At 45.5% G+C, this 15,402-nt stretch carries 12 protein-coding genes; 8 read left to right on the forward strand and 4 right to left on the reverse strand.

The annotated features are described in order from the left end of the window. Positions 1-646: 646 nt before the first annotated feature. Positions 647-1,843, forward strand: a complete 1,197-nt coding sequence (locus QUA90_RS09480; protein ID WP_333323612.1) for a glycosyltransferase — start codon at positions 647-649, stop codon at positions 1,841-1,843. 111 nt (positions 1,844-1,954) lie between these two features. Here the strand turns inward: QUA90_RS09480 and QUA90_RS09485 are convergent, their stop codons facing one another. Further along, positions 1,955-2,167, reverse strand: coding sequence for a hypothetical protein (locus QUA90_RS09485; RefSeq protein WP_333445137.1), 213 nt, complete (start codon positions 2,165-2,167; stop codon positions 1,955-1,957). Positions 2,168-2,876: 709 nt separating this feature from the next. Here QUA90_RS09485 and QUA90_RS09490 point away from each other — a divergent pair. The 6 genes from QUA90_RS09490 to QUA90_RS09515 all read left to right on the forward strand — a co-directional run bounded on the left by QUA90_RS09490 (position 2,877) and on the right by QUA90_RS09515 (position 12,535). Further along, the gene (locus QUA90_RS09490; protein WP_333445139.1) at positions 2,877-4,073 is read left to right on the forward strand and encodes a glycosyltransferase; all 1,197 of its coding nucleotides are present in this window, start codon (positions 2,877-2,879) and stop codon (positions 4,071-4,073) included. 281 nt (positions 4,074-4,354) lie between these two features. Then, positions 4,355-5,671: a glycosyltransferase family 2 protein gene (locus QUA90_RS09495; protein WP_333445141.1), complete on the forward strand. Its 1,317-nt coding sequence runs from the start codon at positions 4,355-4,357 to the stop codon at positions 5,669-5,671. A gap of 257 nt (positions 5,672-5,928) precedes the next feature. Beyond that, positions 5,929-7,179, forward strand: a complete 1,251-nt coding sequence (locus tag QUA90_RS09500; RefSeq protein ID WP_333445143.1) for a glycosyltransferase — start codon at positions 5,929-5,931, stop codon at positions 7,177-7,179. Beyond that, on the forward strand, positions 7,176-7,967 hold the full coding sequence (locus QUA90_RS09505) for an ABC transporter permease (RefSeq protein WP_333445145.1): 792 nt from the start codon (positions 7,176-7,178) through the stop codon (positions 7,965-7,967). Before QUA90_RS09500 ends, QUA90_RS09505 begins: the two co-directional genes overlap by 4 nt. Further along, positions 7,968-10,040 (forward strand): Wzt carbohydrate-binding domain-containing protein, encoded by a 2,073-nt coding sequence (locus QUA90_RS09510; protein ID WP_333383380.1) that lies wholly within the window; start codon positions 7,968-7,970, stop codon positions 10,038-10,040. 77 nt (positions 10,041-10,117) lie between these two features. Continuing rightward, positions 10,118-12,535 (forward strand): sulfotransferase, encoded by a 2,418-nt coding sequence (locus tag QUA90_RS09515; RefSeq protein ID WP_333445147.1) that lies wholly within the window; start codon positions 10,118-10,120, stop codon positions 12,533-12,535. Between the two features lie 59 nt (positions 12,536-12,594). Here the strand turns inward: QUA90_RS09515 and QUA90_RS09520 are convergent, their stop codons facing one another. From QUA90_RS09520 to QUA90_RS09530, 3 genes are read right to left on the reverse strand one after another with little or no spacing between them, the layout of a single operon-like run. Beyond that, the gene (locus QUA90_RS09520; protein ID WP_333383374.1) at positions 12,595-13,815 is read right to left on the reverse strand and encodes an NAD(P)/FAD-dependent oxidoreductase; all 1,221 of its coding nucleotides are present in this window, start codon (positions 13,813-13,815) and stop codon (positions 12,595-12,597) included. A 7-nt stretch (positions 13,816-13,822) separates the two neighbouring features. Next, entirely contained in the window at positions 13,823-14,191 is a 369-nt protein-coding gene (locus QUA90_RS09525) for an aspartyl protease (RefSeq protein ID WP_333445149.1), read from the reverse strand. Further along, entirely contained in the window at positions 14,188-14,505 is a 318-nt protein-coding gene (locus QUA90_RS09530) for a hypothetical protein (protein WP_333208870.1), read from the reverse strand. Before QUA90_RS09530 ends, QUA90_RS09525 begins: the two co-directional genes overlap by 4 nt. A gap of 68 nt (positions 14,506-14,573) precedes the next feature. Between QUA90_RS09530 and QUA90_RS09535 the strand changes: the two genes are divergently transcribed. After that, positions 14,574-15,335: a calcium-binding protein gene (locus tag QUA90_RS09535; protein WP_333445152.1), complete on the forward strand. Its 762-nt coding sequence runs from the start codon at positions 14,574-14,576 to the stop codon at positions 15,333-15,335. The last annotated feature ends 67 nt before the right edge of the window (positions 15,336-15,402 follow it).

Consider the following 15,402-nt stretch of genomic DNA (forward strand, 5'->3'; position numbering starts at 1 on the left):
GGAAATCTGTTCGTTGTCATCTTACAATTTTATTCTTGAAGCCCTATTCTATGCAGCTTCATATTAAATTGGTATAACTTGCCAGAAGTAATCTCAGCTCGATGAGTCTCCAACCAGCCTGTAATCTCCGGTTTTTTTATCATTGCTAGGTCTGATTTAGGGTTGAGTTTGGGAGTGTTTTTCACCTAATCCGTGCGCGGCTTAATCGCGAAAGTTTGAAGGGCGAGAGTGTTTAATTGTGTGGTATGTTGCCCTTAAATATTATCCGAGCGCAATTAAAGCTGAAATGAAGAGCGATCGCACAAACCCGGTTTGATCAAAAAATCTGGTTTTTAGATTTGGTATTAATGGGTAGACTGGGGAGCGCGCAGAGCGCCAATAACACCTGAAATTGACACAAGCCTCAATGTGCGAAGGTTTTCCATAAAAAATATTCTGTAGGAAAAAACTTGACATCAGCGGGTCATCGAAAGTTAAAATAAATAATAGCCATAACAAAATGAAGCTTTATGTTTGATTCGCGATCGGCGATCGGCAAGTATGGCATTGAGAAGTTGCTATCCCCTAAAACAATTTCTGCTAAAATACATCCGGTAATATACGGAGTATCTAGGATTTTTTCGCAATCTAAAATCTAAAATCTAAAATGGCAACAGCTATTCTTGAGCTGGAAATATCCAAACTCCCGCCAGAAATTACGGTTGAGGAGCGTTACAGCAAAGCCTTGATTTTAATTCGACTGCACGGAAAACCGATCGGCCAAGCTCTTTTTCACGTAGTCGGAGGCCACATTGGCGGTGACGAATTACGGAAAACACTGAGGAATTGTGCTGGTGACAACTTGTGGAAAAACTTGCTCTACGACACTCTAGAATGGGATGAGCGGGGGTCGGTTGAGGTATTGCCGATCGCCACAGTAGCAGTTTGCACGCGCGATCGACCGGAAGATTTGCGGCGCTGTCTAGACGCGCTGATGCTGCTCCCAGACGAGGGTCAGGAATACTTAGTAATTGACAATTGTCCCAGCACGGACGCTACCAAGGAACTGGTCAAAAATTACCCAAAAGTCCGCTATGTGCGCGAAGACTTACCAGGCTCCAGCGCTGCCCGTAACCGAGCTTTATGCGAAGCTAAACATGAATTCGTAGCCTTTACAGATGACGATGCTGCCCCCGATCCGAACTGGCTGCGATCGCTCTTGGGAAATTTCAGCGATCCGCGAGTGATGTGCGTCACGGGGCTGGTGATGCCCTTGGAACTGGAAACCGAAGCGCAAGAATGGTTTGAGTGCTACAGCCCCCACGGGCGGGGATTTGAGCGCCTAGTGTTTGATGGGGCGCACTGCAATCCTCTGATTGTGCATCTTGTGGGAGTTTCGGCGAGTATGGCTGTGCGGAAAAGTGTGATCGACTACATTGGCCTGTTTGACGAAGCTTTGGGGGCGGGAACACCCACGGTGGGCGGCGAAGACTGTGAACTTTTTGCCCGCATTTTGCGCGCGGGCTACTGCATTGTTTACGAGCCGAGAGCATTGAGCTGGCACCGCCATCGGCGCACTTGGGAAGAATTGCGAAAAACGCTCCAAGGCTACGGCATCGGAGTCTATGCTTTCTGGACGCGGATGTTGGTAATCAACAGAGAATTCAGTGTGCCTCTATTAGCTTGGGGATGGCTGCGGTATAAGCAAATTCCTGAATTAATTGCTTCTTGGCGGAAGCAACCGGGCTGTATTCCTAGTGATTTACTTTTGGCTCAACTGCGGGGGTGCATTAGCGGGCCGATGGCTTATTTTTATTCTCGCAAGCGGTTGCGGGAAGTTAAAGGGGAAGTCAATAGATTTTAGATTTTAGATTTTAGATTTTAGATTTTAGATTTACTCCACAGATGAATCGGGGAAATTAAACTAAGGTCTAAAGCTTTTTGGATTACTCATTAGTCAGGAGGAACAAAGAGGTTAGGCAACGGATGGTGTAATAAATTTAAGGGATTTAACAGATAAATATTGAGGGGACAAGGAAGAAGTAAGAGTGTTTGCAATTTTAATCAGCCGTGATAAATTACCAAATACCAAATACCAAGGGTGCATCTCAATTTTATGCACGGAGGCCTGGCGCGTGCTGATTTGGGCAATCGCGAAAATGTGGGTCAGGCGGGTGAGATCACTCATAAAGTGGGTTGTAAGTAGTAGTTCAGAATTAATTACACAATATTTCTACTGAAACCATTACCTAGCAAGGAGTCTTTATGTAATTAATTTTGTGTGGTTACTTATAGGAGTGATTCTTAGCTCAAGTGGCCCCTACAAGACCCTACAAGATATTATGTTTTTTTGTGCCGTTATACTTAGCATTGGGCTTGATTGTCAAAAAAGAGTATTTCATGGGCTTGGTCTCTATTCTCACAACGGGTTTGGGATTGCTATATAACTACCTAATTGCGAAAGTTGGAATTGCGAGAGTGCTTAATGGTTTGGTATATTGCCCTTGAATAGTACCCGATCGCAATTAAAGCTGAAATGAGGAACGATCGCACAAACCGGGTTTTGTCAAAAAATCTGGTTTTTAGAGGTGGCATTAATGGCGAGGCTTGGTGGCGGTCGGCTGCCAATAACACCTGCAATTGACACAAGCCTCGACGAGAGATCGTTGCCGGTGGTAAAAGTTGTGTTGGGAAAAAACTTGACATCAGCGGGTAATTGAAAGTAAAAATAAATAAAAGCAATAAAAACAATGAGGCTTTATCTTTGATTCGCGATCAGCAATCGGCAAGTATGGCATTGAGAAGTTGCTATCCCCTAAAACAATTTCTGCTAAAATACCTCCGGTAATATAGGGAGTATCTAGGATTTTTTCCCAATCTAAAATCTAAAATCTAAAATGGCAACAGCTATTCTTGACCTGGAAATATCCAAACTCCCGCCAGAAATTACGGTTGAGGAGCGTTACAGTAAAGCCTTGATTTTAATTCGACTGCACGGAAAACCGCTCGGTCAAGCTCTTTTGCCCGTAGTCGGAGGCCGCTTTGGCGGTGACGAATTACGGGAAACACTGATGAATGCTGCTGGTGACAACTTGTGGAAAAACTGGCTCTACGACACTCTAGAATGGGATGAGCGGGGGCCTGTGGAGGCATTGCCGCTCGCCACAGTAGCAGTTTGCACGCGCGATCGCCCGGAAGATTTGCGGCGCTGTCTAGACGCGCTGATGCTACTGCCAGATGATGGTCAGGAATACCTGGTAATTGACAATTGTCCCGCCACCGAGGCTAGCAGTGAATTGGTCAAAAATTACCCGCAAATCCGCTATGTCCGCGAAGATGTAGCGGGCGAGAGCGCTGCCCGCAACCGAGCTTTACGCGAAGCTAAACACGAATTCGTAGCGTTTACAGATGACGATGCTGCTCCCGATCCGAACTGGCTGCGATCGCTCTTGTGGAATTTTAGTGATCCGCGAGTGATGTGCGTCACGGGGCTGGTGATGCCCTTGGAACTGGAAACCGAAGCGCAAGAATGGTTTGAGTGCTACAGCCCCCACGGGCGGGGCTACGAGCGCCGAGTTGTTGACGGGGCGTACTGCAATCCGCTGATGATAGCTCCAGTGGGGGTTTCGGCGAGTATGGCTTTGCGAAAAAGTTTGATCGACTACATTGGCCTGTTTGACGAAGCTTTGGGCGTGGGCACGCCCGCTAAGTGCGGTTCAGACAGCGAGCTGTTTTCCCGCATTTTGCGATCGGGCTACCGCATCGTCTACGAACCGAGGGCTTTGAGTTGGCACCGCCACCGACGCACCTGGGAAGAACTACGCAACTTGCTCCGATGCTACGGAATCGGAGTCTATGCTTTCTGGACGCGGCTGTTTGTAATTAACAAAGAATTTAGTGTGCCTCTATTAGCTTGGGCATGGCTGTATTACAAGCAAATTCCTGAATTAATTGCTTCTTTGCGAAAGCAACCGGGCTGTATTCCTAGTGATTTACTTTTGGCTCAAATGCGGGGCTGCATTAGCGGGCCGAGGGCTTATTTTTCGTCTCGCAAGCGGTTGCAGGAAGTTAAAGGGGAAGTTAATCGATTTTAGATTTTAGATTTTAGATTTTAGATTTACTCACAAATGAATCTGGGAAATGAAACTAAGGTCTAAGCTTTTGGGATTAGTCATGAGTCAGGAGGAACAGGGAAGTCCGGCAACGGATGGTGTAATGGATTTAAGGGATTTAACAGATGGATATTGAGGGTACAGGGAAGAAGTAAGAGTGTTGGAAATTTTAATCACTACTTATAAATCCCCAAATACCAAATACCAAATATTAATTCCCCACTACTAAATAACAACTACTAATTACCAAATACCACTCTAATATGAATAGGGAAAATCCAACAATTAGCATAATTATTCCGAGCCACAATCGAAGTTCTTCGCTGCGGCGCGCTCTTGATGCTTTGCACTCGCAGACTTATCCGATCGACCTGCTCGAAGTTATGGTAGTGGCAGATAGCTGCATTGACGATACTTTGGCAATGCTACAAGACTACAAAGCTCAGTTTAAACTGCAGGTGATCGAGGTAAATTGCCGGAGCGCTGCCATCGCCCGCAATACAGGAGCGGCTTCGGCTACCGGGCAATTGCTGCTGTTTCTCGACGACGACATCGAAGCGCTGCCGCCTTTGGTGGAAAGCCACGCGCGGGTTCACTCTTTGCGTCCGGGAGCGGCTGTCATGGGGCCCTATCCGCCTAAGTTGCACGGAGGAACTAGGTTTTTTGACGTGGAAGTGCGCTCGTGGTGGGAAGAGAAGTTTTATCAGATGAGCCAACCTGATCACCGATTTACTTATCAAGATTTGCTCAGCGGCAACCTTTCTTTGGATGCAGAACTGTTTGCTCGGGTCGAAGGCTTTGATTCGGCTTTCGGGAACTGCGGCGGGGAAGATTACGAGTTTGGGCTGCGTTTGCTGAAAGCTGATGTACCTTTTGCTTTAGCGGAGGATGCTGTGGGCTATCATTACGAACACGAAACTAACAATCTCGATCGCTCTTTCCGCCGCTCTCGTCAGGAAGGGCGATCGGATGTTTTGATCGGCCGCCGACACCCGGAACTCAGACCGACGCTGCACATAAAAGACTACGAAACTCCTTATTTTTTGGTAGACAAGATTGTGGTGGCGCTCACGTTTTTCTGGCCGGCGGTTATGGATTGGCTGGCTGTGGGAGGCAGGAAATCTCTGGATTTGCTCGAAAGCTTGGGGATGCGGGAAACTTGGCGGTGGTTGCGGGCAAAATTGCGCGGTTATTGGTATTTGCGGGGTGTGATTGATGAGCTAAAAAGTCGCTCTGCTATTTCTAGTTTTATGCAAGGGGGCCCGGCCCGTGCTGATTTGGGCGGATATGAAATTAACATTGATTTGCAGCAAGGTTGGGAAGCGGCAGAAAGTCTGCTGGACGCGGAACGACCGGCTGGGGTTTACCTGTATTACGACCAACTGGCAATCGGCCATATTTTTCCGCAAGCGGGGGCGGAACCGCTGCGGGGCGCTCACTTGCGATCGATTCTGGCGCTTCACTTTGCTCAACCGCTGGCTGGGGCGATCGCGGTTAACGGTATGCCCCGCAGTGCTGAAACGCTTGAAGAAAAACCTTTAGTTGCTTTTGAAACTTACGAGTTAGCAATTAAGAGCTAAGTAAATAGGTGCAAATAAAAATTACAGGATTCGGGCAGGTGAGTGCCTTCATCTTCTCGCTTAGATCTCGTTATGCTTAGCTAAACTAGCCCCTAGAAGATATTTTTTTTCGTGCATATCTACTAAATTCGGGGAAGTTAAACCAAAAACTCAAACCTCAAAAGTTGGGAAATTGGAAAATTGCCACCCCAAACTTAAAAGTCCCAAGTCAAAACTTTTCTATCTAGTGCCCGCTGCAAAATTTTCAGGAGCAAGTTATGGCAATAAAAGTGATGGAGATTGAGTTTGCCGAACAGATTAATCCGATTCGGCAACTCGAACAATACGAAGGAGTTCGGATTTTAGTTCGCTACCGGGGACGGCCTCTGGGCTGGGCTTATGTTAGTAACAATCCCTGGGAACAAACAATTTCCGCGGAGCGAGTGCGACAAACAATTGTGGATCAGTTAGGAAAAGAGTTGGTGCGATCGACTTTAGGAGAGGAGTTCGGCGCTGTTTCTGAAGCAGTGGCGGATCGCGACCTGCCGTCAATTAGCGTTGTCATCTGCACGCGCGATCGCACAGATTTGCTCAAAGGCGCTCTGGAAGCTCTGCTCGCCCTCGACTATCCCCACCGCGAAATTATCGTTATAGACAACGCTCCTGCAAGCAGCAGCACCGCTGAATTAGTCGCGCGTTTGCCTGTACGCTACGTCAAGGAAGAACGGCCAGGATTGGACTGGGCGCGCAATCGCGGGATCGCTGAAGCGCGGCATGAGATTATTGCTTTTACTGACGACGACGTGCGGCCCGATCGCGGTTGGCTGCGGGGTATTGCTTCGGCGTTTGCTGACCCAGAAATTATGGCCGTGAGCGGTTTAGTGGCGGCAGCCGAACTGGAAACCTTGCCACAACAGCAATTTGAACTGATATATGGCGGAATGCTGCAACACCTCGACAGCCACAAAACCAACGGTAGCAAGCTTTCTGTGCGGGAGTTGCTGTGGGCGAGCAAATACGGCGTGGGGGCGAATATGGCTTTCCGGCGGCAAGTTTTCGAGGCTGTGGGCAATTTTGACGTTGCTCTCGATGTGGGGACTGCGACTCGCGGTGGTGGGGATATTGAGATGTTTCATCGGATTTTGGCGAATGGATACTCGACTTTTTATGAGCCGAGAGCTTTTGTGTGGCACTTGCACCGGCGCAGCGCCGATGCTTTGAGCCGACAGTTGCAGGATAACGGGCGCGGTTTTGGGGCTTATGTACTCACGTGCTATCGCAACCGCACTGTGCCGCGCTGGGAAATTTGGAAATTTGCTATGTTTCAGTGGCTTGGTTGGTGGCTGGTGCGGCGCTTGGGATCTCCGGGTTTGCTGCCGCGCAAGTTGGTAGTCAGCGAGTTGCTGGGAGCTCTCGACAGTCCTTTTGCTTACAGAAAAGCGCAGTTGCAGGCGCAGCAGTTAGCTGAGATTGAGCCGGAAGAGCAACTACAGTCGGAACCGCAGGAAGTCGCCGGAGGTGTGCGATGAGAAGTGTTCCAAAGCTGATTGACAGGCGCAAAATCGCTCATTTCTTCGATTTGCTGCGGGTGTTGGTCGATCGCGATATGAAATTACTTTACAAGCGATCGGCTTTGGGGATTGCTTGGACTTTAATCAATCCGCTGTTGCAGTTAGCTGTATTTTCCTTTGTGTTTCGTTCTGTTGTACCGATTAACGTTCCGCAATTTTCTTCCTTTGCTTTCAGCGGTTTGTTAATCTGGAGTTGGTCTCAAACCGCATTATTTCAAGCAACGGGATTAATTACCAACAATAAAGCGCTAATCAGACAGCCGAATTTCCCCACGGCAATTTTGCCGGTAGTCACGACTATGACGGGGCTAATTCACTTTCTGTTAGCTTTGCCGGTGTTAATTATCTTTCTGGCAATTGATGGCGTTCAGCCGAGTGCCGTGCTGTTAGTGTTGCCGCTGCTGATGGTTATTCAGTTTATTTTGACAGTAAGTTTGGCTTATCCCCTCGCCGCTTTGAATGTCACTTTTCGCGATACTCAGCACACTTTGGGCGTAGTTTTGCAGATGCTGTTTTACCTGACTCCGATTTTCTACGACCTCAACAGCGTTCCGAAAGAATTTCAGCCTTTTTATCAGTTAAATCCTATGGTGCCACTGCTTGGAGCTTACCGCGCCATTCTGCTCAAAGGTACGCAGCCGGATTGGCTGGCGCTGTTAATTGTTAGCTTGGTTGTGGCTGCTCTTTTGCCGATCGGACTGGGAATTTTTAGACGGCAAAGCAATACTTTTGTGGAGGAATTGTAAATGCGTCACGCTATTGTTGTCAAGGGTTTGGGGAAACGTTTCAACCGCTACTCTGCCGATCGACCTTATACGATTATGCAGGCCGCTTTGGCGGGTTTTCGGCAGATGAAACCGCAGGCGCGTTTTTGGGCACTGCGGGATATCAATTTCACTGTTTCTCCCGGCGAAATGCTGGGAATTCTCGGCAAGAATGGCGCGGGAAAATCGACGCTGCTGCAACTTGTTGGCGGTATCGGTCATGCTCAAGAAGGAACTATTGAAGTTAATGGTAGAATTGGCGGTTTGTTGGATTTGGGTGCGGGTTTTCACTGGGATTTAACGGGCAGAGAAAATGTGTTTGTGGGTGCGGTGGTGGCCGGTTTGACTCGTCGGGAAGTGGCCCGCAGGTTTGATGATATTGTTGAATTTGCGGAATTGCAACAGTTTATTGATAGTCCGCTGCGGACTTACAGTACCGGGATGCAAATGCGGCTGGCTTTTTCGGTGGCGGTGCACACCGATCCAGAAGTGCTGTTAGTTGATGAACATTTGTCGGTTGGTGATGTGGCTTTTCAAACTAAATGTTTGAACAGAATCACGGAGTTTAAGAATCAAGGATGTGCGATTGTTTTGATTTCTCACAACGCGGCGCAAATTCATAAACTGTGCGATCGGGCTTTGTGGCTGAAATCAGGTGAAATCGTGGCTTACGGGGAACCGGAAGTGGTAGTCGGTCAGTATTTGTCGGAAATGCGCCCAGCAACCGAACAACGCACTCCCATGCGTCCTCCTGAAGTGACGAGTATGGGTTCGCAACTGCGAGTCAATGACAATCGCTTCGGTTCTTTGGAAGTAGAAATTACGGATGTTAAAGTGTTGCCGGATGATGAGATAAACAGTGGCGATCCTATTACTGTGGAAATTCATTATTCTGTACCGAAGCCAATTTCGGCTGCTATTTTTGGCGTGACAATTAGCCGGGAAGACGGTCAAAGTTGTTTTGAGACTAATACTAATCAAATGGGCAGATTGCTGCCGCTGGCGGAAGGTAAAGGCACAATCCGCCTGCACGTAGACAGGTTAGATTTAGGCAATGGTCAGTATTACGTGAATGCTGGGGTTTACGAGAAGAGTTTGGCTTACGCCTACGATTATCATTGGCATCTTTATCCGCTGTACGTGCGATCGACTGTAAGCCAAAAAACGATTCTTTGTCCGCCCTACCACTGGGAATTTGATGGCAAAATGCAAGTTGCGGATTTACCAGAACCAGCCGATAAAGTTCACGCCTTGAATAAAAATAATCCCGCCTATGCCCAGATTTCGACTCAGTTGAAAAATAAGCAGGAACCAGACTTTTTAATTATTGGCGCTCAAAAGTGCGGCACGGAACCTCTATCCGGCTATCTCGCAAATCACTTGCAAATTATCAAAGATGGTTCCCGCAACATTCACTTTTTTGATTTGAATTTTGAGCGGGGTGTTGATTGGTACAGCAAGCAGTTGACGCGCAGTGTTGCGGATGAGAAGGTGGTGCTGTGGGAAATGACTCCTTACTATATTTATCATCCGTTGGTGGCAGAGCGGGTTTACAAGTGTTTCCCGGATGTTAAGCTAATTGTAATGCTGCGAAACCCGGTCAAACGAGCTTGGCTGCACTATCATTTAGAAGTGGCGATCGGCTGCGAAAAGCTGGATTTTGAAAAGGCGATCGCTTCCGAACCCGATCGCCTAAAAGGTGAAATTGAAAAAATTAAAACCGATCAAAGTTATTACAGTTTCAACCACCAACATTATTCGTATTTGTCGCGAGGAATTTATGTTGAACAAATCAGGAATTGGCTTGATTATTTTCCGAGGGAACAGTTGCTAATTCTCAAAAGCGAAGATTTTGAGGCAAATACCGATAAAGTTTTTTCGGAAGTGTTAGATTTCTTGGATATTAGTGCGCTCGCAAGTAAACAATATGAGATTAATACGATCGAGGAGTACAGCAAAATACCAGCAGCAATCGAACAACAACTGACAGATTATTTCAAACCTTACAATCAGGAACTTTCTGATATGTTAAAACAGGATTTTACTTGGAGTTAAAATTGGCAGGTTGGGTTCCGAGAACAAAACCCAACCCCCCCCTCAAAATCTAGAGTTAATTAGAATTGCAAAATGTTATGAAACGCATATTTCTCCTAGGCTCGCCTCGCAGTGGCACGACAATTCTTCAAAGCTTATTAGCTGCTCATCCCGAAGTTATTTCTTTTCCGGAATCTAAGTTTTTTCACTATTTGCTATACGATCAGTTTGCGGGAAAGTTGCCAGGTAGAATGGAAGCTTTTTTTAAGGATGAGATTAAACGTCCTGAACTTTTGAAAGATTTTGATGACAGCCAAAGTGTGGAAGCTAAAGCTAGTTGGTTTGTGAGAGTTTTGGATGGTTTGGCTGCTGAACAAAAAAAAAGCATTTGGTTGGAAAAAACGCCGGAACACATATATTTTATTGATGACATAGAGCGCTTTTTGCCGGATGCGAAATTTATACATATTTTGCGAAACGGTATGGATACAATAGCTTCTATGTATGATGCTACTAGGAGTTTTAACGAATTGTGGGGCGCTGGTTGGGATTTAAACCACTGTATCTATCGCTGGGAACACGCGATGTTAACTAGCCACAAATACATTAATAAATCCAATCATATATTAGTTAAATATGAGGAGCTTTTAGATAACAAAACACAAATTTTAGGAAAAATTTGTAATTTCATGGGCATTGAATATGACGGCACAATGCTCGTTAATTATCAAGAAAAAGCCGCGAAGCTCAGTTTAAATCTACCTTGGCACAAAGGAATTGAGAGAGATGTCAAAAGTAGTAACGTTCACAAATATCATAAAATTTTCACGCGCAATGAAATCCGATATATTTTAGATAAAATTCAGCGAGTCAAGGATGAAATGACCTGGAAAGTTACGGTGGAAGTGACCGAACCAATTTCGGATATTTACGCTTGGCAACTATGCGATCGCCTGTGCTGTACGATCAAACTAGAAGGAATTCAACTCGGTATTATTGAATTGCCGATTTGCGATGGCATGGTGGCGGCTGCGGTGTTGGCGGATGCGGTTGCAGCCCAGTTTGCTTGGCAAATTCTCGATCGCTTCTTTCAACGCAATCGCTGCGAAAAAGGCAATAAATTGTGGGAAAATTTGCTGGAACCATTGCACCCTAAACATGACTGGACGCTATTTATGCAAGAATTATGGGGGCGTCCGCATTGGCATTTGGAGGATTTCTACAAGCCTGAAATAGCTGAGGAAGTTCCAACAATTACCCTCGAAAAAAAATTGATTGTCTTAGAAATTAGCGAGGAATTTGCTAATATAAAAGTTGAGCTTTCTGAAATAGACGTGCTGGTAAAAGTAGGCGGCGTTGCTGTCGGTATTGTTACTGTTGCGGTGGAAAATAATTTTGTTTCGGCTCAAAAATTGCGATCGACAATTAATCGAAATATGGGTTTTGAGTTGTGCATCGCCGCCGTGCGAGAAGCTTTGCTGGGAAAACCACTCAACGGCAAGCAATGGCTACGATCGCGCTTAGCCTCTTGTGCTCAACAAAGGTCTAATTTGCCCGAATGGTTGAATGCACCGGGTGCTGGGGGCATTTACCCCCAAAATGCGGTGATGTTCGGCAGGCGATCGGGTGCGATCGGGACGAGTGTCAGCCGTCGCGCCTCACTCCCGGCGGCGGCGCTGCCGGAAATCGAGTCAGCCGCAGCAATCGCTGGGGAACCGACAATGCAAATTCCCCAAGAAAACGAGTTTCCAAAGCAAGTATTTTACGCACCGGAAATCATTGGCTCAAAATCTTCTTATCGGGAAGTTTCTCACTCGGTGAAACCTCAATTTTTGGACAACCATAGCGTTACACAAAAACTCCCGATTCTCTCCTACCGCCGCATTTCTCCTGACGGTTTAGACGCAGTTACTCCCCAAATTTTTGAACAACAGTTACACAATCTTAAAAATCTGGGTTATTACAGTGCGAGTTGGGAAAATTGGCGAAGCGCGAAACTGGCTAAAACTCCTTTACCCGGTAAAGCTGTATTGATGACATTTGACGGCGGCTATCTCGACTTTTTCCAATATGCTTGGCCTCTGCTAAAACGGTTTGATTTTACAGCAACTGTTTTTATCGTAGCGGAGTCAATAGGAAAGACAAATAGTTGGGAAAAAGCCGAATTTGAAGAAGTGCCGTTAATGGGATGGTCGGAAATTTTGCAACTGCGGGATGCAGGGATTGAATTCGGTTCTATGTCTGCTACTCATCAACCTTTGACTGCATTGTCGCCGACAGAAATTGTGCGGGAGGCAGCCAAATCCCGTGCTATCTTGGAACGGGAATTAGAGAAACCTGTTAAATGTTTTGCCTATCCTTACGGCGATGTCGATCCAATTGTAGCGCATTTAATTGGAGCGAGTGGATATACTTTTGGTGTATCATATACATTAAATTTGAGCAGTTTTGAAGATTCTTTATTGTCGCTGCCGCGCATTCAAGTCACCGCCGAAAATGCCTTAAAATTAGCTTAGTAATGTGCGTCAATCAGCGAGAGTTTTCCCTCAACAAACCATCTCTCACCGGACGCACCTTACCAGTGAAATTTATTAATCAATTCCTTGATTTTTCTCTGCAAATAACCGCCTAACCCTCTGGAAATTTTCTCAAATTTATAATAAAATAAAATATCCATCACATCTTCAGTTTTCATATACTTTAAATAATAAATTATTTTATCGGTCAGCTCATCATTAACATCATCGATATACTTTCTCACCGCCAACCTTTCCGAAATATGCCATTTCTGATCAAACTTGCGGTGCATTTCCGTCTCATAATCCCGAAAATCTGAGATTTTCCCCTCCAAATACCTTTGAATATATTTCCCCGCGATTTGGGCACCATCCATCCCGTGTCTAATCCCTTCGCCACCCAAAAAATTTACTGTCGAAACACTATCGCCGATCGCAATTATATTATCCTTGCAATAAATATCCTTCAAACCACGACTATACTTCAGCATGGAACCGTGTTTGTCAAGAATTTTATAATTTTTAGACTTTAGATATTCATCAATCAGTAAATCAATATATTTTTTCAGCGGTGACAAATGCCTCAGTGTTTTCTGCTCTAAAAAAATGCGAGCAGCACCAACTTTCAGCCTATTTTGTTCCATGGGAAATATCCAAGAATAACCTTTAGGCATCCATTTATCGCCCACAAATAAGATTAAATCACCGCTGTATTTATTGTAAACTTCTGGCTCTACTTCAATCAAATATTCGATTCCGGTTCCCGACAAAAAATCCGGCTTATCATTCTCTTTTTCGTACATAATCGCCCTAGCAAAGCCAGTAGCATCAACCAATACTTTAGTTCTAACTTTGATAAGTTGACCGTCGGATAACTGTTTAAACTCGACTGTTGTTTCGCCCTTGCTTTGTGAATGTCCGGTGTAGCGATAACCAAGCCAAATTTCACCGCCAAATCGCTCAACTTCGCTGGCCAAAAATGCTCTAAATTTAGCAAAATTGAGAACAACTCCCAAGCTTTCGGGAGACTCCCAAGTTTGACTGACTTTGCTAGTTTCAATAGTAAGTTTGTGCCAAAAACTGCCGATAACGGACTCTGGTAAATCGAATTTAGAGAGAGTTTCTAGAGGTGTAGCGGCGCTAGAAAAGTCATTTTTATTAAAATTGTCGTTTTGCTCTGCCAGCAAGACTTTGTGGCCGGATTGGGCTAGGATTCTCGCGCAGTGACCGCCTGCTGGGCCTGCTCCTACTATTACTATGTCAAAACTTTTTAAATTCATTTTGCTTTTAACTAGCTTCCAATGTCAAAATACCCGCCGACATATCAACTACTAACCGCCGAGTTTTCAGCCACTGGCGGCCGATTAAAATTTCCGGTACTCCGTCACCCACATGAACGGGAATGTCAAATTCTAGGTACTCAATACGCACTTTTCCTACATAAAGCTCAAAATCGAATTCTCCCTTAGCTGTTCGCATTTTTTCTTGTTTCACATATGTCCAATCAAGTCCATCTAAATCCTGAGTGTCCATTGCTAACCAGCCAGAAAAACCTGTATCAAGCAGAGCATCAACAGGTAATTCTAAGCCGTTATCAGCAATCAGTTCAAGTTCAAAAAATAGCTCGTCCTCATCACCAAATCTTCCTTGAATCATATTGTGCCACAAACTCCGGTTTCATTGATCCGAAAAACCTGTAATTTAGCTTTCGGGTATTTCTCATGGGCTATGTTTGCAACTTGCATATCATCCTTGTCGATAAAATATTCCCCGCTGTCGGGTTCAACGGCCATGTACCAGTTGTAGTGGGTTTTAATCAATTCTGGTTTGAGGCGATCGAAAATAGGTTTGCAGCGCTGATAAAATGCTTCTCTTTCAGCTCGCCACTGGGCTTTTTTTTCTTCTGACCACTGAATCTCTGGGAACAATCTTCCCCGCCGCACGGTACGATTTGGTTTCACGTTAGTCATTGTTTTTTCTCCGTTGTGTCAGATGGTAATATATTTATTGGTTGAATCGAATATTTCTGAAATTAATTATGGCAAATACTTTCAACTTGACTCCTAATCCTGATAATTTTACAGTCCCCCCTGGTTTGATGGTTCAGTTCCCTGGAGGTGTTTTTGCTTTAGAAGGAAATGATACAATCAGAGGCTCGTTTGAGAGTGAAATCATCAACGGAAATGCTGGTAAAGATATTTTATTCGGTGGTGATGGCAATGACAACTTGCAAGGCGGTAGAGACGAAGATGATTTATACGGCGAAGTTGGTCGAGATTCTCTCATTGGCGGTCTTGGTGATGATTATATCGCGGGTGGTGACGGAGACGACATTTTGAATGGCGGTCGAGGTGATGATTTATTAGATGGAGGTGCGGGTAACGATACTCTGAGCGGCGACCTGGGTTACACTCTCTATAAAGGGGGAACTGGTAGTGATGTGTTCGTCCTAAGAACGGATATTGTTTTAGGAGATCCAAAGCGCAACCCTAACAGTAGCGTACAGGCGTGGGATATTATTCTCGACTTTGAAAATTCTCTGGATCGAATTGGTCTTACTAATGGTTTAACTGAGGCAAACGTCAGACTCACCGCCTTTTCAGTACCGCTGCAAAATATTCGCTTGGTTTCGGGGAGATTTCCTCAAGAAAGCAAAATTTCTTTAGCCGATTTAGATCCCGATCGCAATGGTAGTTATGACGCTACTACTATTCAAATTGCTTCAAACGGTCAAATTTTAGGTAGAGTTCTGAATGTGACACCATCGGACTTGCGGGGTCGTTTTATTACACTGTCATAGATCGGGTATTTCTTAGGATTAGTCTCGAATGGTAAGGTGCGCTAGGCGCACCCTACAATTCTAGCTA

The organism is Microcoleus sp. D3_18_C4, from assembly GCF_036702355.1.
Classification (GTDB): Bacteria; Cyanobacteriota; Cyanobacteriia; order Cyanobacteriales; family Microcoleaceae; genus Microcoleus.

Bases quoted from the DNA above. Each gene is read 5' to 3' on its own strand.
- QUA90_RS09480 (WP_333323612.1), top strand. From the start codon at position 647: ATGGCAACAGCTATTCTTGAGCTGGAAATATCCAAACTCCCGCCAGAA.
- QUA90_RS09485 (WP_333445137.1), bottom strand. From the start codon at position 2,167: ATGAGTGATCTCACCCGCCTGACCCACATTTTCGCGATTGCCCAAATC.
- QUA90_RS09490 (WP_333445139.1), top strand. From the start codon at position 2,877: ATGGCAACAGCTATTCTTGACCTGGAAATATCCAAACTCCCGCCAGAA.
- QUA90_RS09495 (WP_333445141.1), top strand. From the start codon at position 4,355: ATGAATAGGGAAAATCCAACAATTAGCATAATTATTCCGAGCCACAAT.
- QUA90_RS09500 (WP_333445143.1), top strand. From the start codon at position 5,929: ATGGCAATAAAAGTGATGGAGATTGAGTTTGCCGAACAGATTAATCCG.
- QUA90_RS09505 (WP_333445145.1), top strand. From the start codon at position 7,176: ATGAGAAGTGTTCCAAAGCTGATTGACAGGCGCAAAATCGCTCATTTC.
- QUA90_RS09510 (WP_333383380.1), top strand. From the start codon at position 7,968: ATGCGTCACGCTATTGTTGTCAAGGGTTTGGGGAAACGTTTCAACCGC.
- QUA90_RS09515 (WP_333445147.1), top strand. From the start codon at position 10,118: ATGAAACGCATATTTCTCCTAGGCTCGCCTCGCAGTGGCACGACAATT.
- QUA90_RS09520 (WP_333383374.1), bottom strand. From the start codon at position 13,815: ATGAATTTAAAAAGTTTTGACATAGTAATAGTAGGAGCAGGCCCAGCA.
- QUA90_RS09525 (WP_333445149.1), bottom strand. From the start codon at position 14,191: ATGATTCAAGGAAGATTTGGTGATGAGGACGAGCTATTTTTTGAACTT.
- QUA90_RS09530 (WP_333208870.1), bottom strand. From the start codon at position 14,505: ATGACTAACGTGAAACCAAATCGTACCGTGCGGCGGGGAAGATTGTTC.
- QUA90_RS09535 (WP_333445152.1), top strand. From the start codon at position 14,574: ATGGCAAATACTTTCAACTTGACTCCTAATCCTGATAATTTTACAGTC.